This window comes from Synechococcus sp. CBW1002 (assembly GCF_015840915.1).
Taxonomy (GTDB): domain Bacteria; phylum Cyanobacteriota; class Cyanobacteriia; order PCC-6307; family Cyanobiaceae; genus CBW1002.
This window is the reverse complement of the sequence record NZ_CP060398.1, coordinates 1,690,490-1,706,822: the sequence shown is the minus strand read 5'-3', so window position 1 is coordinate 1,706,822 and position 16,333 is coordinate 1,690,490. Positions and strand designations below refer to the sequence as shown.

14 protein-coding genes are annotated in these 16,333 nt (G+C 66.5%); 10 read left to right on the top strand and 4 right to left on the bottom strand.

The genetic code is table 11. The features are described 5' to 3' along the window. Positions 1–112 precede the first annotated feature (112 nt). The 9 genes from H8F24_RS08130 to H8F24_RS08090 all read left to right on the top strand — a co-directional run bounded on the left by H8F24_RS08130 (position 113) and on the right by H8F24_RS08090 (position 9,171). Positions 113–1,981, top strand: coding sequence for a phosphodiester glycosidase family protein (locus H8F24_RS08130; protein WP_197171696.1), 1,869 nt, complete (start codon positions 113–115; stop codon positions 1,979–1,981). Between the two features lie 58 nt (positions 1,982–2,039). Beyond that, positions 2,040–2,396: an AIR synthase gene (locus H8F24_RS08125; RefSeq protein WP_197157114.1), complete on the top strand. Its 357-nt coding sequence runs from the start codon at positions 2,040–2,042 to the stop codon at positions 2,394–2,396. Positions 2,397–2,462: 66 nt separating this feature from the next. Then, complete coding sequence (gene rpsL, locus H8F24_RS08120) at positions 2,463–2,837, top strand: 30S ribosomal protein S12 (RefSeq protein ID WP_197157116.1); 375 nt, start codon at positions 2,463–2,465, stop codon at positions 2,835–2,837. Positions 2,838–2,887: 50 nt separating this feature from the next. Further along, entirely contained in the window at positions 2,888–3,358 is a 471-nt protein-coding gene (gene rpsG / locus H8F24_RS08115; RefSeq protein ID WP_197157118.1) for a 30S ribosomal protein S7, read from the top strand. 142 nt (positions 3,359–3,500) lie between these two features. Continuing rightward, positions 3,501–5,576, top strand: coding sequence for an elongation factor G (gene fusA, locus H8F24_RS08110; protein ID WP_197157120.1), 2,076 nt, complete (start codon positions 3,501–3,503; stop codon positions 5,574–5,576). Between the two features lie 40 nt (positions 5,577–5,616). After that, a complete protein-coding gene (tuf, locus tag H8F24_RS08105; RefSeq protein ID WP_197157122.1) occupies positions 5,617–6,846 on the top strand; it encodes an elongation factor Tu in 1,230 nt (409 codons plus the stop codon). A gap of 128 nt (positions 6,847–6,974) precedes the next feature. Further along, complete coding sequence (rpsJ, locus tag H8F24_RS08100) at positions 6,975–7,295, top strand: 30S ribosomal protein S10 (RefSeq protein ID WP_197157124.1); 321 nt, start codon at positions 6,975–6,977, stop codon at positions 7,293–7,295. 200 nt (positions 7,296–7,495) lie between these two features. Beyond that, positions 7,496–8,215, top strand: a complete 720-nt coding sequence (locus H8F24_RS08095) for an LON peptidase substrate-binding domain-containing protein (RefSeq protein WP_197157126.1) — start codon at positions 7,496–7,498, stop codon at positions 8,213–8,215. A gap of 2 nt (positions 8,216–8,217) precedes the next feature. Further along, the gene (locus H8F24_RS08090) at positions 8,218–9,171 is read left to right on the top strand and encodes a methyltransferase domain-containing protein (RefSeq protein WP_197171694.1); all 954 of its coding nucleotides are present in this window, start codon (positions 8,218–8,220) and stop codon (positions 9,169–9,171) included. On the opposite strand, the gene pheA is transcribed toward H8F24_RS08090, so the two are convergent. Further along, on the bottom strand, positions 9,168–10,067 hold the full coding sequence (gene pheA, locus H8F24_RS08085; RefSeq protein ID WP_197158910.1) for a prephenate dehydratase: 900 nt from the start codon (positions 10,065–10,067) through the stop codon (positions 9,168–9,170). The two genes, H8F24_RS08090 and pheA, sit on opposite strands and share 4 nt — an antisense overlap. A gap of 57 nt (positions 10,068–10,124) precedes the next feature. Between pheA and H8F24_RS08080 the strand changes: the two genes are divergently transcribed. Next, positions 10,125–10,649 (top strand): DUF1997 domain-containing protein, encoded by a 525-nt coding sequence (locus tag H8F24_RS08080; protein WP_197157130.1) that lies wholly within the window; start codon positions 10,125–10,127, stop codon positions 10,647–10,649. Here H8F24_RS08080 and H8F24_RS08075 read toward each other — a convergent pair. The 3 genes from H8F24_RS08075 to H8F24_RS08065 form a co-directional block, all read right to left on the bottom strand. Then, positions 10,588–11,241: a ribonuclease HII gene (locus H8F24_RS08075; protein WP_197172153.1), complete on the bottom strand. Its 654-nt coding sequence runs from the start codon at positions 11,239–11,241 to the stop codon at positions 10,588–10,590. The genes H8F24_RS08080 and H8F24_RS08075 overlap by 62 nt on opposite strands. Before the next feature lie 10 nt (positions 11,242–11,251). Next, positions 11,252–13,306, bottom strand: coding sequence for an Rne/Rng family ribonuclease (locus tag H8F24_RS08070; RefSeq protein ID WP_197171692.1), 2,055 nt, complete (start codon positions 13,304–13,306; stop codon positions 11,252–11,254). Positions 13,307–13,612: 306 nt separating this feature from the next. Beyond that, positions 13,613–16,282 carry a TIGR03960 family B12-binding radical SAM protein gene (locus tag H8F24_RS08065; protein ID WP_197172151.1) on the bottom strand — a complete coding sequence of 890 codons (2,670 nt, stop codon included), beginning with the start codon at positions 16,280–16,282 and terminating at the stop codon, positions 13,613–13,615. Positions 16,283–16,333: the final 51 nt, after the last annotated feature.

Here is a 16,333-nt window from a genome sequence, read left to right as displayed (position 1 = left end):
ACCCGTTGTCGCGGCTGGTTCCACCAGGGGCGTCCTGCACGCTCACGGATCCTTGCAGTGCGGCACACCTCATCCATCAGGGTTAGGTTTCCGCCCTCTGCCGCAGCCCGCCATGGTCCTGGCCCCGTTGCTGCTCCTGCTCGCCGCCGATTCCGTGGCGGCCTTGCCCCAGGCGCTGGCCTCGCTACCGGCGCCACCGGTCCTGACTGCTGAATCCACGCGACTTCCGGACGCTCCGCCCACCCCCAGCCGCTCGGCTCAGCCGTGGTTGGGGCAGATCCGATCCGTAGCCCAGCGCGCCAGCACAGGTACGGCCGTGGTGATCAACGGCCAGCGTCAGCAGGCCCGCTGGGAATCGCGGCAATCGCCTGCCGGCAGCTCGGAACTGTGGCTGCCGCTGGAGGTTCTCCAGGGGCAACTCGGTGTGAGCAGCCGCACCATCGACGGCGGCACCCTCGATCTGGAGTGGTACGGCCGCCCCTTGGTGGTGCCGGCGGTGGACCAGCGCAGCCTCGACGACGAGGTCGCCGTGAACGTGCTGCCCCTGCTGAACGCGGTTGGGGTTCAGACGCGCGTCGTGGGAGACGCTCTCCACCTGGAATTACCGCCGGCGGCCCTCCTCGGTCTGCGCAGCTCCACCCCAGACGGCACACGCCGGGTCGTTCTCGATCTCAACGCGCCTGCCCTGGTCCGGCAGGAGGGAAGCCGGCTCTTTGTGGCGCTCGAAGGGTCCCCCGACCAGCTCCGCCAGCTCGCCGCCCTGGGCCTTCAACCCCGTGCTCGCAGAGGCGGCGTCGAGCTGGGCGTCAGCGCAGGCACCCGCCTGAGCAAACTCTTCACCCTCGGCACCCCACACCGCCTGGTGGTCGATCTGGCCGGCGATGGCGCCGCTGCCAGCTCCTCGGGTGCCCCTGCCGCCAAGCCTGCACCGATCGATCCACGGCTTCAGGCGCTGCTGGGCCGCGACCTCCGCTGGGATCGCCAGACCCGCACGGTGGCCGGCCGCAATCTGCGGATCAACAGTGTCGTGATGGATCCGGCGGCCAGCTCACTGCAGCTGCGGACCCTCACCCGCAGTGACGGCATGCAGGGACTCAGCTCCCTGTCGGATCTGGCACGCCAGCAGGACGCCCTGGTGGCGATCAACGGTGGCTACTTCAATCGGGTGCGCCGCCTGCCGCTCGGGGCCCTCAAGGAGGGTGGCCGCTGGCTGTCGGGGCCGATTCTCAACCGCGGTGTGATGGCCTGGAGCGGCCAGCAGCTGCCCCAGTTCGGCCGGCTGCAACTGCAGGAATGGGTGATCGACGCCAACGGCAGGCGCACACCCCTGACGGTGCTCAACAGCGGCTATGTGCAGCGCGGCCTGAGCCGCTACACCGCCGACTGGGGAGCCGCTTACCAGGCTCTGAGCGGCTCTGAGTCAGGGGCCCTGATTCAGAACGGTGTCGTGACCCAACTCTTCGACGGCACGGCTCTGGCACGCGGCATCCCCCTGCCCGAGGGCAGTTCCCTGCTGGTGGCCCGCGCCGGAGCGCCCCTTCCCTGGAGCCCGGGGGAGCGTCTGCAGATCGACAGCCGGCCCAGTTCCACCCTTGGGCAGGCCGGCTCTGTCATGGGAGGCGGGCCGTTGCTGCTGCAGAACGGCCGGGTGGTGCTGAACGGAACCGCCGAGGGCTTCGGCGATGCCTTCCTGCGCCAGGGAGCCCCCCGCACCGTGGTCGGCAGCGACGGTCGACGACTCTGGCTGGTCACCCTGGAGGGGGTGGATCAGGCCGGGCCCACCCTCAGCGAAACCGCCTGGGTGCTCCAGCAGATGGGCCTGCGCGATGCGCTCAATCTCGATGGAGGCAGCTCCACCGGGCTGGTCATGGGCGGGCAGCACACGGTCAAGGGCCGGGGCGTGGCGGGCTCGGTGCACAACGGCCTCGGCCTGGTGCCCGGAGGTCGCCCCATGGCGCGGATCGAGACCGCAGCACCCTGAACTCGGGCGTGGGCAACTGGCACACTGGATCCACGCTTAGCCTGTCGCATCTCCGCCCATGCCCAAGGGTCACAGCCTGCGCCTGACGGCGGCGGCGGCGGCAGAACTGGGACGCCAGGCCGCCGTCGCCGGCACCCCCGGGATGATGCATCTGGATCTGATCGACGGCAGCTGCGAGCGCTGGGCGATCCGCCTGCGCCCGGGCCATCTGGCGGGCACGCCGATCGCCCGGGCCGATGGCATCACCCTGTTCGCACCCGCCGACCAGCAAGGGCTGCTGACAGGCCTCAGCCTGGATTACCGCGGCGACCTCAGTGGCGGAGGCTTTCTGATCCGACCCGTTGGCAGCATCCGTGCCTGCGCGTGTGGGGCCGCCTTCAGCCGTTCGTCAGAGGAGCGTCCGACGACCCAGTAATGTGGCGGATTGTCGAAATCGGTCGGACGTCCGACCAGTCCTCCCCGAGAAGCACTAAGGCCCTCGATGCCCACCATTCAGCAGCTGATCCGCACCGAACGGCAGCGCTTGACCCGCAAGACCAAGTCTCCGGCCCTGCGCGCCTGCCCCGAGCGGCGTGGTGTGTGCACCCGCGTGTACACCTCCACCCCCAAGAAGCCCAACTCAGCTCTGCGCAAGGTGGCTCGCGTGCGGCTCACCTCGGGCTTTGAGGTGACCGCTTACATCCCCGGCATCGGCCACAACCTGCAGGAGCACTCCGTCGTGCTGATCCGCGGCGGCCGTGTCAAAGATCTGCCAGGCGTTCGTTACCACATCATCCGCGGCACCCTCGATACCGCAGGCGTGAAGGATCGTCGCCAGAGCCGTTCGAAATACGGCGCCAAGACCCCGAAGGGCTGATCGTTCTCAGACCCTCCTCATCTCCTGCCCCCCGCCCCTAACCCAGGTCCATGTCCCGCCGTAACGCCGCCGAGAAGCGCCCGGTTCTTCCCGATCCCCAGTTCAACAGCCGCCTCGCCTCGATGATCGTGGCGCGCCTGATGAAGCACGGCAAGAAGTCGACCGCTCAGCGGATTCTTTCCGACGCCTTCACGCTGATCAACGAGCGCACCGGCACTGATCCGCTGGAACTGTTCGAAACCGCCGTGCGCAATGCCACTCCCCTGGTGGAGGTGCGGGCCCGCCGGGTCGGTGGTGCCACGTATCAGGTCCCCATGGAAGTGCGTCAGGAGCGGGGCACCGCCATGGCCCTGCGCTGGCTGGTCAATTATTCCAGGGCCCGCAACGGCCGCAGCATGGCTCAGAAACTGGCCGGTGAACTGATGGATGCCGCCAATGAGGCCGGCAGCGCCGTACGCAAGCGGGAAGAAACCCACAAGATGGCCGAGGCCAACAAGGCTTTCGCCCACTACCGCTACTGAGGCGACCCCACGCAGAGATCCTGTTGCGGCCGGATCTCTGGGATGACACGTGTGCCCCATCGGATCGGCCTGCGCCTGACCGTTCGGCCGCTTTGTAAAGTAAGTCCCGCATTTTTCACGACCCCCTTCGGAGACAGTCCCCGTGGCCCGCGCCTACCCCCTGGAACGCGTCAGAAATATTGGTATCGCTGCCCATATCGACGCGGGCAAGACCACAACGACCGAACGGATCCTGTTTTATTCGGGCGTCGTCCACAAGATGGGCGAGGTGCACGACGGCGCTGCTGTCACCGACTGGATGGCCCAGGAGCGGGAGCGGGGCATCACGATCACCGCGGCGGCCATTTCCACCAGCTGGAAAGACCACCGCATCAACATCATTGACACCCCCGGTCACGTGGACTTCACCATTGAGGTGGAGCGCTCCATGCGAGTGCTGGATGGCGTGATTGCGGTCTTCTGCGCGGTCGGTGGCGTTCAGCCCCAGTCGGAAACAGTGTGGCGTCAGGCGGACCGCTACAAAGTTCCCCGCATGGTGTTCGTCAACAAGATGGACCGCACCGGCGCTGATTTCCTCAAGGTCTATGGCCAGATCAAGGATCGCCTCAAGGCCAATGCCGCCCCGATCCAGCTGCCGATCGGCGCTGAAGGCGAACTGAGCGGCATCGTCGACCTGGTGAAGAACAAGGCTTATATCTATAAAGATGACCTCGGCAAGGATATTGAGGAGGCTGATATCCCCGCCTCCATGGCCGATGAAGTCGCGACTTGGCGTGAAAAGCTGATGGAATCAGTCGCCGAAAACGATGAGGAGCTTCTTGAAGTCTTCCTCGAGACAGGCGAGCTGACTGAAGCCCAGCTGCACAAAGGGATTCGCGAAGGCGTTCTCAAGCACGGCCTCGTGCCGATGCTCTGTGGTTCAGCGTTCAAGAATAAAGGGGTTCAGCTGCTGCTCGACGCCGTGGTGGATTACCTGCCCGCGCCGATTGACGTTCCCCCCATTCAAGGCCTGCTGCCCGATGGCACCGAGGCCCTGCGGCCCTCGGACGACAGCGCTCCCTTCAGCGCCCTTGCCTTCAAGGTGATGGCCGATCCCTTCGGCAAACTGACGTTCATCCGCATGTATTCGGGTGTTCTACAGAAAGGCAGTTACGTACTCAATTCCACCAAGGACAAAAAAGAGCGCATCTCCCGCCTGATCATTCTCAAGGCCGATGATCGTGAGGAAGTTGACGAACTTCGTGCCGGCGATCTTGGCGCCGTTCTTGGCCTGAAGGACACCACCACCGGAGATACACTCTGTGTGGAAAACGATCCGATCATCCTGGAATCTCTCTACATTCCCGAGCCTGTGATCTCGGTGGCTGTGGAGCCCAAGACCAAGGGCGATATGGAGAAGCTCTCCAAAGCCTTGCAGTCTCTTTCAGAAGAAGATCCCACCTTCCGGGTCCGCACCGATCCGGAAACCAACCAGACCGTGATCGCCGGCATGGGCGAACTCCATCTGGAAATCCTTGTGGACCGGATGCTGCGCGAATTCAAGGTGGAGGCCAACATCGGCGCCCCTCAGGTCTCCTATCGGGAAACCATTCGCGCCAGCTCCAAAGGTGAGGGCAAATTTGCCCGCCAGACCGGAGGCAAGGGCCAGTATGGCCACGTGGTGATCGAAATGGAGCCTGGAGAGCCGGGTTCCGGCTTCGAGTTCGTCAACAAGATTGTTGGCGGCATCGTGCCGAAGGAGTACATCGGCCCTGCCGAACAGGGCATGAAGGAGACCTGCCAGTCAGGCGTGATCGCGGGCTTCCCGATGATCGATGTGCGGGTCACCATGGTCGACGGGTCCTACCATGATGTGGACTCGTCGGAAATGGCCTTCAAGATCGCCGGGTCGCTGGCCTTCAAAGACGGCGTCAAGAAGTGCAATCCTGTACTGCTTGAACCGATGATGAAGGTCGAGGTCGAAGTTCCCGAGGATTTCCTCGGTTCGATCATCGGTGACCTCTCCTCCCGCCGCGGCCAGGTGGAGGGGCAGTCCGTCGATGACGGACAGTCCAAGGTGCAGGCCAAGGTACCGTTGGCCGAGATGTTCGGCTACGCCACCCAGCTCCGATCCATGACCCAGGGTCGGGGTATCTTCTCGATGGAATTCAGCCATTACGAGGAAGTTCCTCGCAACGTGGCCGAGGCCATCATCTCCAAGAATCAGGGCAATTCCTGATCTTTTCTCTACTCACTAACCCCCCCGATTCTTCCCTTCCATGGCTCGCGAGAAGTTCGAAAGGAACAAGCCTCACGTCAACATCGGCACCATCGGCCATGTTGACCACGGCAAAACCACCCTGACGGCTGCCATCACCAACGTGCTGGCGTCCCAGGGCATGGCCAAGGCCCAGGCCTACGACGAAATCGACGGCGCTCCCGAAGAGAAAGAGCGGGGCATCACGATCAATACCGCCCACGTCGAGTACGAAACCGACAAGCGGCACTATGCCCACGTCGACTGCCCGGGCCACGCCGATTATGTGAAGAACATGATCACCGGTGCCGCCCAGATGGACGGCGCCATCCTGGTGGTGGCCGCCACCGACGGCCCGATGGCCCAGACCAAGGAGCACATCCTGCTGGCCAAGCAGGTGGGTGTGCCCGCCCTGGTGGTCTTCCTCAACAAGAAGGACATGGTCGACGACGAGGAAATCCTCGAACTCGTCGAACTGGAGATGCGTGAGCTGCTGAGCAGCTACGACTTCCCCGGCGATGACATCCCGATTGTGGCTGGCTCCGCCCTCAAAGCCCTGGAGTACATCCAGGGCGGCAAGAAGGCCGTGCGTGGTGAAGACGAGTGGGTCGACAAGATCCTCGACCTGATGGATGCCGTTGACGAGGCCATCCCCGAGCCCGAGCGCGAGATCGACAAGCCGTTCCTGATGGCGATCGAAGACGTGTTCTCGATCACCGGTCGCGGCACCGTCGCCACCGGCCGGATTGAGCGCGGCAAGGTCAAAGTGGGTGAGACAGTCCAGATCGTGGGCATCCGCGACACCCGCGAGACCACCGTGACCGGGGTCGAAATGTTCCGCAAGCTGCTCGACGAGGGCATGGCAGGCGACAACGTCGGCCTGTTGCTGCGTGGCATCCAGAAGGAAGACATCGAGCGCGGCATGGTGCTCGTCAAGCCCAACTCGATCAAGCCCCACACCAAGTTCGAGGGCGAGGTGTATGTGCTGAAGAAGGAAGAAGGCGGCCGTCACACCCCCTTCTTCGCCGGTTATCGCCCGCAGTTCTACATCCGCACCACGGATGTGACCGGCCAGATCACCGCCTTCACCTCCGATGAAGGTGAGAACGTGGAAATGGTCATGCCCGGCGACCGCATCAAGATGAGTGCCGAGCTGATCTGCCCGGTTGCCATTGAGCAGGGCATGCGCTTCGCCATCCGCGAAGGTGGTCGCACCATCGGTGCCGGCGTGGTCTCCAAGATCGTCGCCTGAACCGGCTTGCCGCCGCTTCTGATCTAGGTTGAAGGGGTCGGGGCCCAAAACCCCGCCCCTTTTTGTGCACCTCGACAACTCACCCCTCCCGCCGACCCTGTCAGGTCGGGTTTCCTGCGCGCCCCTCCATGTCCACTGCCATCGCCCAGCAGAAGATCCGCATCCGTCTGAAGGCCTTTGACCGCCGCATGCTGGATCTCTCCTGCGAAAAAATCATCGAAACAGCCGATCACACCGCTGCCACGGCCATCGGCCCGATTCCCCTGCCAACCAAGCGCAAGATCTACTGCGTGCTGCGCTCCCCCCACGTGGACAAGGATTCCCGCGAGCACTTCGAAACCCGCACCCACCGCCGCATCATCGATATCTACAGCCCCACCTCCAAAACCATCGACGCCTTGATGAAACTGGATCTCCCCAGTGGCGTCGACATTGAAGTCAAGCTCTGAATCTGTCGCGTTCTCAGCCGCTGGATGACCCACCCCCGTTGCCGGTCCGTCCGGTGGCGGGGGTGTTCTTTCTAGGATCAACCATTCTTGACCACCCCGTTGCACGCCTTTCCGCCTGTCCCGAGCCCCTGCTGCACCAGCGCATCCAGCAGCCGTCCAGCTGGAGCGGGGCGACCCTTCACCTGGGCAGGAATCACGGCATGACCAGCACCCCGACCATCCGGGAACTGCCCTTGTTCCCGCTGCCCGATGTGGTGCTGTTCCCGCAGGAAGTGCTGCCGCTGCACATCTTCGAGCCGCGTTACCGGATGCTGCTCAGCACGGTGATGGCTGAGGATCGACGCTTCGGGGTGGTGCGCTGGGATCCTCAGGAGCAGCGCATGGCGTCCGTGGGGTGCTGCGCCGAAATCCTGCACTGCCAGACCCAGCCGGACGATCGCAGCAACATCGTGACCATGGGCCAGCAACGCTTCCGGGTGCTGGAAATCGTGCGCGAAGCCCCGTTCCGGGTGGGCCTGGTCAGCTGGATCGAGGATGAAGTCTCAAGCAGCCACGACGACCTGCAGACGCTCACCGCCGCTGTGACCCAGGCCCTGCAGGATGTGGTCGAACTGACCGGCAAGCTGGTGGGCAAGCCCGCTCACCTGCCCAACGACCTGCCGGATCTGCCCCGGGAACTGTCGTTCTGGATCGGTTCCCATCTGGGTGGCCCCGTGGCCGATGAGCAGCAGGCCCTGCTGGAACTCACCGACACCGGCGACCGCCTGCGGCAGGAATACGAGCTTCTCGACCAGACACGCCGCCAGCTCGCCGCCCGCACCGTTCTGATGGACACCTTCCGCGATCTTGGGGACAGTGAGCCCGACGCGGACTCCGATGGTGATCCAGCAGGAGACTCCGAGCCTGGCGGCCAGGGCTGAACATGGCGAATCTGACCCTGCCCCTCGTGGGGACAGCCCTGCTTGCCGGGGGGCTGGTCGGAGCGTTCTGGCTCTGGCAGCGCCAACGGCGCAGCTTCTCCAGCACCGCCAGCGTGGCGGCGGCCTACGACCGCTGGACCGAAGACCAACTGCTGGAGCGGCTCTGGGGCGAGCACGTGCACCTGGGCCACTACGGCAATCCGCCGCGCCGGTGCGACTTCCGCGCCGCCAAGGCCAGCTTCGTAAATGAGCTGGTGCGCTGGAGCGGACTCGACCAGCTGCCGCCGGGCAGTCGGGTGCTCGACGTGGGCTGCGGCATCGGAGGCAGCGCCCGCATCCTGGCCCGCGACTATGGCTTCAACGTGCTGGGCATCAGCATCAGCCCCGCCCAGATCGCTCGTGCCCAGGCCCTCACGCCAGCTGAACTCACCTGCCGCTTTGCGGTGATGGACGCCCTGGCCCTCGATCTGGAGCCCGCCAGCTTCGATGCCGTGTGGAGCGTGGAGGCCGGTCCCCACATGCCGGACAAGCAGCGCTACGCCGATGAACTGTTGCGGGTGCTGAAACCGGCGGGCCTGCTGGCGGTGGCCGACTGGAACCGGCGCGACCCGACCGATGGACACCTGAACCGCGTGGAGCGGTGGGTGATGCGCCAGCTGCTCGAGCAATGGGCCCACCCGGAGTTCGCCAGCATCCGGTCCCTGCAGCACAACCTGGAAACCAGCCCCTGGGGCGGCGGCATCCAGATCACCACCGGCGACTGGAGCCGCCAGACGCAACCCTCCTGGATCGAGTCGATCCTCGAGGGTGTGCGCCGGCCGGGGGCAGTGCTGGGCCTTGGCCCAGGCGCCGCCCTGCAGGGCCTGAGGGAAACGCCGACCCTGCTGCTGATGGACTGGGCCTTCCGCACCGGAATGATGCAGTTCGGAGTGTTCCGCGGCCGGAAAGGCAGCTAGGCGGCCTCTGCGTTGGCGGGAGTCGCCGCTGCAGCAGTATCCGCTGAGTCCGCTTCGGCGAGGCTGGTGATCGGATAGGCCCCGAACAGCATGACGTGCTCACACAGGGGCCGCAGGCGGTCCAGAGCACGCTCCAGCCGGGCAGTGGCGTCGGTGGGATCCGACGCGATGAACTCCAGATCGACAAAGAAGATGTATTCCCCCATCTCCCGTTTGGATGGGCGCGATTCGATCCGGCTCATGTTGAGACCCTCGGCGGCGAAGCACTGAAGGGCCTCCAACAGCGCGCCGGGGCGATTGGCCTGCAACGAGAAGGCGAGGCTGGCCAGCGCACCAGTCCGGGCGCGGGGACCGCGGCGCAACAGCAGAAAGCGGGTGCAGTTGCCCGGCACATCGTTGATCGGATAGGCCAGCACCTCCAGACCGTGCTCGGCGGCGGCTTCGCGCGACGCAATGGCTCCGCGGAAGCGACTGCCGGCGACCAGCCGGGCCGCCTCGGCGGTTGAGCTGGTCGGCAACTGCACAGCTGCCGGCAGCTGGGCCGCGAGCCACTGGCCGCACTGGGCCAGGGCCTGGGGGTGGGAGAGCACTTCGCTGATGTCGGCCAGGCTGCCGCTGCCCATCAGCGCGTGGCGGATGGGCAGCACCAGCGCCCGGGCAATGGTGAGATCGGGATGTTCCCACAGCGCATCCAGGCAGGTGGTGACACCACCTTCCACCGAGTTTTCCACCGGCACCACCGCCGCCTCACAGTCCCCATCGGCCAGGGCCCGGATCACAGCACGGATCTCCCGCTGCGGCACCAGCTCAGGATCGGCGATGCCCTCCAGGCGCGCCAGATGCCCGGCCGCCTGTTCGCCGTAGGTGCCCGTCGGACCAAGGAAGGCAAGGCGCATGGGCTCGGGACTGCTCACGGTGGACCGATAAGATCATGCCGCGTCGGCCTGCCGGCCATGTCCGTGGCCTTCAGCGCCAGCCAGTCGCTGAAACTGTCCCTGCCCGCCGAGGACTGCGATCGGGTCGGGCTGCTGCCCCCCTATCTCGACGATGAGGAGCGCGTCATCGGCGCCTTGCTCGATCCCAGTCAACTGGAACGATTGGAGGCGGGTCGCTACCGCTACGCCGTCACTCGGCTGCAGGTGTTCCAACTGCAGATTCAGCCGGTGGTGGTCCTGCAGGTGCGGCGCCAGCCTGGCAGGATCGAACTCAACGCCATCGACTGTGAGCTGGAGGGGCTGGGCCTGATCGACGACTTCCAGCTCACCCTGCAGTCGTGGCTGGAGGCTGCGGACACCGGTCTGGAGGGGGAGGCCACCCTGGCGGTGACCGTGAGCCAGCCGCCGCTGCTGAAGCTGATTCCCACCAAGGTGCTGGAAGCCACCGGTCACTCGGTGCTCAGCCGCATCCTGCTGGGCATCAGAACCCGGGTGGGGCAGCAGCTGCTGGGGGACTTCCGCGACTGGTGCACGCAGGCTTGAGAAAACTGCGGCGGTGCAGCGCGGTGGGGCCCAGCCGCTGCAGGGCCGCGCGATGCTGCGCAGTGCCATAGCCCCGGTGCCGTTCGAGGCCATAGCCGGGGAACTGCAGGGCCAGCCGTTCGAGCAGGGCATCGCGGCACTGCTTGGCGAGCACGCTCGCCGCCGAAATGGCCGGGCAGCTGGCATCGCCGCCCACCAAAGCGCGCTGCTCACCGGACCAGCCCCGCAGGGGCAGGTTGCCATCCACGAGCACGAGCTGGGGCCGCCTGGGCAGGCGTTGCAGAGCGCGGTGCATCGCCCGCTCCGTGGCCGGCCGGATGCCATACCGATCGATCTCGGCAGCACTGGCCTGACCGAGTGCCCAGGCGAACGCCTCGGCCTCGATCAGCGGCACCAGGGCAGCGCGGCGGCGGGCCGTGAGCTTCTTGCTGTCGGTGAGCCCCGCAGAGACCAGAGTCTGGAATGCCTGGGCCGGCAGGATCACCGCCGAGGCGAACACCGGGCCGAACAGGCAGCCGCGTCCCACCTCGTCCACGCCAGCACAGACGAGCGGATCGCGATCCTGCCAGGACTCCGGCCGCTGCGGCACCATGGCACCGAACTCAACCGCTGGCAGAGGAGCGGCGGCGGCGGCGGCGGGGCTCGCCATTGTCCTCGGGTTCCGCAGCGGCTTCGGCGGCAACCGCCACGGGAATCGCCACGGCCACGGGCTCAGCAACGGCCGCTGACGAACGGCTGCGACTGCGGCGAGGCGCCGGATGGCTGGAGACGGAATGGCTGGGCACGGTCACCGTGACCACGTCTTCGGGACCCTGATCAACGGGCAGGGGCGTAATCGCCACCGAGGCCGGTCCGATCGGGGAGGACTCGCTGACGATCGAACCGGCACCGACCTGGGTCGCCAGCGGAGCGGCATCCCCATGGCTGCGGCCGTTGCCGCTGGCGTCACCGCCTCGACCACGGCGGCGACGGCGCGGGCCGGAGGCCGCCATCTGCTGGCGGGCCTCCTCCAACACCAGTTCGGGATCAACACCTGGACGGGCGATCCGCACCACAACGTTGTCGGAAGCAGGGGGCGAATCCAGCAGCAGGGAGGGATTGAGGCCCATCCAGCCGTACACCAGCTCCTGATCCGGCTCCATCGGCACCACCACCACCTGGGGCTCCTGGCGCCGCGGGCCGGACTCTGTCGCCGAAGACGGGATGGCAGCCGGCACCTCGACCGGAACCGCGCCCTCGGAGCTGTCCTCGATGGCGCTGGGAAAGGTGGTCAACTCAGGCAGCTCACTGCCGGAAGCCGCACGACCGCCCCGGCCTCCACGCCGCCTCCGGCCACTGCCACCAGCCTCCGCGGCTCCGGGACTGGCCACCTCTGCCCGGGCCGATGCCGCCGAACGCACCAGACCGGTCATCGTGGCCAGGGGCTGGAGCGTGTCCTGGCCGGGCAGCACCGCCACGTGGCCAAGACCGCCACAGCTGGGGCAGGCGCGGCCGAACAGCTCGTAAAGATTCTGGCCCTGCCGTTTGCGGGTGAGCTCCACCAGGCCCAGCTCGGTGAGTTGGGCAATCTGGGGACGGGCCGCATCGTGGCGCACCGCATCGGTGAAGTACTCGAGCAACTGCAGTTGATCGCGGCGCGAGTCCATGTCGATGAAGTCGATGATCACGACCCCACCGATGTTGCGCAGCTTCAGCTGGCGGGCAATTTCAACCGCCGCCTCACAATTGGTCCACAGCACCGTTTCCCGGGCGTTGGCGGAACGGGTGAAGGAACCGGAGTTCACATCGATCACAGTGAGCGCCTCGGTGGGCTCGATGATCACGTAGCCGCCCGAGGGCAGATCGACCCGGGGCTTGAGCGCATCGCGGATCGCCGCATTGACGCGGAAGTGCTCCAGGATCTCGCCGGGCTCCTGGTGAAATTCGACCAGGAGATTGGCCTGATCCGCGCCCAGGAAGGCATTGACCCGCTCCACCGCTTCGTGGGTGTCGACCACCACCCGCACCACCTCAGGCGTGTAGAGATCGCGCAGCACCCGATGGACGAAATCCTCATCCCGGTTGAGCAGGGTGGGCGGACTGGCGGTCTCGGCGGCCTGCTGGATGCCTTCCCACTGGCGCAGCAGGGATTCGAGGTCGTCGATCAGCAGATCTTCGCTGACGCCCTCGGCTTCGGTGCGGATCAGCAGGCCAGCGCCGGGGGGCTTGATCAGGACGCCGAGTGCCCGCAGGCGGTTGCGCTCGTTTTCGCCATTGATCCGGCGGGAGATGTTCACCCCCTGGCCGTGGGGCTGGAGCACCAGAAAACGCCCCGGCAGCGTGAGGTTGCCGGTCAGGCGTGGGCCCTTGGTGCCGGTGGGTTCCTTCATCACCTGCACCAGCACGGTCTGGCGCGGCGCCAGCAGCTCGGTGATGCCGGCAGCCCCCTTGCGGAGCCGGAGTGGACCGAGATCGGTGACGTGAATGAAACCGTTCTTTTCGCTCTCGCCGATGTTGACGAAAGCAGCGTCGATCCCGGGCAACACGTTTTCGACGGTGCCGAGATAGACGTCACCAATCTGGTAGCGGCCCTGGGCCACGACCAGTTCATCAACACGCTCGTCGTTGAGAACCGCGGCGATCCGCAGGTGCTCGGCAATGACGATCTGCTGGGGCATGGAAAAATTCTGGGCTCGAAAGAGCGCCGCCAAGGGTGAATCGACCCGCCCCTCAGAGGACCCTGCGAGGCGATGGCGCGTGCGTCAGCACGCCGGTGGGACTGTCAGCGGAACGGCAAGCCAGCGACAGCCCATCCGGAAGAAATTGAAGACGCAGACGCTCTGCGTCCGGCGAGCCGCGGAGGAACGTCCGGGGAAGTGGGTCGCAAGGGAGCGACTTGTTCGAAGAAACGTTCTGGCGGCGGAATGCTCGATCCGACCGTCGTTGGGGAGACCGGCGAACTTTTCTGCCGACCTGCAGGCAAATTAGCACGCTCGCAAGATCAGCCCCTGCCGCTGGGTTCTGGAGGCCCGCAGTCGACAGCCCAAAGCCTCGCCAAGCCAGTGGATCACCTGCTCCGGCCGCAGACTGCGCCCCTGGGAATCCACCCAGGCCCGGACAGTCACGACCGCTTCAGCGGCATTCAGGCCGGCGTCAGCGCTGGTGTCCACGGCGAGGTCGAACAGATAGGGCCGGCAGTCCCGCTGCCGTGGTCGGCCTTTTTTATCGGTGTCCTCCCAGAGGAGCGCATCGGCCTCCAGCAGCGCCGCCACAGCCTCCTGCCAGCGCTGCCATGGCACCGGCTCCACGGGGCTGGCCGTGAACCGCCACAGGGCCGCTTCGACCTCCTGGGACAGGCTGGGGCCGAACACCGCCACCTCCCCGACCGAGAGCAGGCGGAACTCCGCGGGCAGCTCAACCTGCAGCGCCTGGCGCACCGCCGCCGGATCGCAGGCCTCGGTGAACTCCAGATCCATCCATTCACCGAGGCCCTCCACCCCCAGCGGCAACGAGAGCGCGAACTGCAGCCGGGGCAGGGGGTGAAACCCACCGGTGAAGCTCACCGGCAGACCGCTGCGCCGCAGGGCCCTCTCCAGCAGCCGCACCGTGTCGAGATGGCTGATCAGGGCCAGGGAGCCTGTCTTGGCGAACCCGAAGCGCAGCCGGAACACCCGCTCGCTGGCCGGGGCGCGCTGTGCCTCCAGGGAGGGAATCGGCGGCGGCGCGATCACCACGTTATGACCCAGTTCCGGCCCGCAGACACCGCAGCTGCTGCAACCGGCGAAGGAACAATCCGGCACCACCAGGGCCGCCAGGGCCCGTTGCAGATCCTCGGCCAGCCAGCGCTTCTCCAGCCCCGCATCGATGTGATCCCAGGGCAGGGGCTGGGCGCAGAACGCCTCCAGGTCCTCGACCGAGAGGGCCTCGGCGCTGCTCCAGGCCCCCATCTCCAGGGCCCTGTAGCGGCCCTCCAGGCCGGCCGCCTCGATGGCGGCGGTCCAGGCGGCATGGGTGCGATCGGCCGACTCGAACCAGGCATCGAGGCCGGCGCCGGCCCGCCAGGCCGCCTCGAGCACAGGCGCCAGGCGTCGATCGCCGCGGCCGACGAAATCCTCGATCGCCGAGAGGCGCACATCGGTGAAATTGGTCTTGATGCCGCGCAGCTGGCGCAGGGCGGAGCGCAACAGCTGCTGACGCCGCACGAACTCCGCGGTGGAGACGCTGTGCCACTGGAAGGGCGTATGGGGCTTGGGCGTGAAGTTGCTGATCGTGAGGTTCAGCTCCAGCCGGCCCAGATCGGCGCAGTCGCGTTGCAGGGCGCGGCAGGTATCGGCGATGCCGAGCACATCGGCATCGGTTTCACCCGGCAGACCGATCATGAAATAGAGCTTCACCTTGCGGTAACCGCTCTGCATCGCCGTGCGAATGCCCCGCAGCAGCTCCGCGTCGGTGAGGCCCTTGTTGACGATGTCGCGCAGGCGCTGGGTACCGGCCTCCGGCGCAAAGGTGAGCCCCCCCTTGCGGGTGCCGCCGAGGATATGGGCGATGTTCTCGTCAAAGCGATCCACCCGCTGGCTGGGCAGGGTGAGGCTCACATTGCGCTCGGCCAGCCGGTTGCGCAGTTCCACACCCACCGCGGGCAGGGCCAGGTAATCGCTGCAACTGAGCGAGAGCAACGAGAAATCGCTGTAGCCGGTGCGGCGCATCCCCTCCTCCACCGCCTCGATCACCGCCTCGGGTTCGACATCGCGGGCCGGACGGGTCAGCATGCCCGGCTGGCAGAAGCGGCAACCACGGGTACAGCCGCGCCGGATCTCCACCGTGAGGCGGTCGTGCACCGTTTCGATGTGGGGCACCAGCCCCATGGCGTAGTGGGGCATCGGCGTGGCGGTGCGGCGCTGGATCCGTGGCGGCAGCCCTGGCTCCAGGGGCTGCAGGCTCACCCCATCGGCAGCTTGGCCGTAGAGAGCCGGCACGTAGACACCCGGCACCTGGGCCAGATCGCGCAGCAGGGCGCGGCGGCTGAGGCCGGCGGCACGGGCCTCCGCCACCACCAGGCCGATCTCCGGCAGCAGCTCCTCGCCATCGCCGAGGGCGACGAAATCGAAGAAGGCGGCATAGGGCTCGGGGTTGCTGGTGGCCGTGGGACCACCGGCGAAGATCAGGGGCGGCGCAGCGGGATCATCCAGAGGCAGATCTCCCCGATCGACAGCGCGGATCGGGATGCCGGCCAGCTCCAGCATCGTGAGGATGTTGGTGCCGCCCAGTTCGTAGCTGAGGCTGAAGCCAAGGATGTCAAAGGCCGCCAGGGGGCGGCGGCTCTCCACCGCGAACAGGGGCTGCCGCCGCTGCCGCAGCCGGTCGGCCAGATCGGGGGCAGGCAGGTAGGCCCGGTCACAGAGCTGAGCGGGAAGGGAATTGAGAATCGAATAGAGAATGATGTGGCCGGTGTTGCTCGCCCCCACCTCGTAGACCTCGGGATAGGTGAGGGCCCAGCGCACCCCAGCCGCTCGCCAGTCGCGCTCCCAGTCGCGCGGCATCACCCCCAGCTCGTTGCCCAGGTAACGGGCAGGCTTGCTGATACCCAGATCGACCAGGGCATCGAAATCGATCGGGGCAGAGCCAGGGTCGACAGAGACAGCTCGGGCAGGCACTGCGTCGTCAGCAACAGCCGTGGCGGAGGAAGCGGTGGAAGGCACGGCGGG

Excerpts from the sequence above, each read along its gene's own strand:
- H8F24_RS08130 (WP_197171696.1), top strand. The coding sequence starts at position 113 with ATGGTCCTGGCCCCGTTGCTGCTCCTGCTCGCCGCCGATTCCGTGGCG.
- H8F24_RS08125 (WP_197157114.1), top strand. The coding sequence starts at position 2,040 with ATGCCCAAGGGTCACAGCCTGCGCCTGACGGCGGCGGCGGCGGCAGAA.
- rpsL (WP_197157116.1), top strand. The coding sequence starts at position 2,463 with ATGCCCACCATTCAGCAGCTGATCCGCACCGAACGGCAGCGCTTGACC.
- rpsG (WP_197157118.1), top strand. The coding sequence starts at position 2,888 with ATGTCCCGCCGTAACGCCGCCGAGAAGCGCCCGGTTCTTCCCGATCCC.
- tuf (WP_197157122.1), top strand. The coding sequence starts at position 5,617 with ATGGCTCGCGAGAAGTTCGAAAGGAACAAGCCTCACGTCAACATCGGC.
- rpsJ (WP_197157124.1), top strand. The coding sequence starts at position 6,975 with ATGTCCACTGCCATCGCCCAGCAGAAGATCCGCATCCGTCTGAAGGCC.
- H8F24_RS08095 (WP_197157126.1), top strand. The coding sequence starts at position 7,496 with ATGACCAGCACCCCGACCATCCGGGAACTGCCCTTGTTCCCGCTGCCC.
- H8F24_RS08090 (WP_197171694.1), top strand. The coding sequence starts at position 8,218 with ATGGCGAATCTGACCCTGCCCCTCGTGGGGACAGCCCTGCTTGCCGGG.
- pheA (WP_197158910.1), bottom strand. The coding sequence starts at position 10,067 with ATGCGCCTTGCCTTCCTTGGTCCGACGGGCACCTACGGCGAACAGGCG.
- H8F24_RS08080 (WP_197157130.1), top strand. The coding sequence starts at position 10,125 with ATGTCCGTGGCCTTCAGCGCCAGCCAGTCGCTGAAACTGTCCCTGCCC.
- H8F24_RS08075 (WP_197172153.1), bottom strand. The coding sequence starts at position 11,241 with ATGGTGCCGCAGCGGCCGGAGTCCTGGCAGGATCGCGATCCGCTCGTC.
- H8F24_RS08070 (WP_197171692.1), bottom strand. The coding sequence starts at position 13,306 with ATGCCCCAGCAGATCGTCATTGCCGAGCACCTGCGGATCGCCGCGGTT.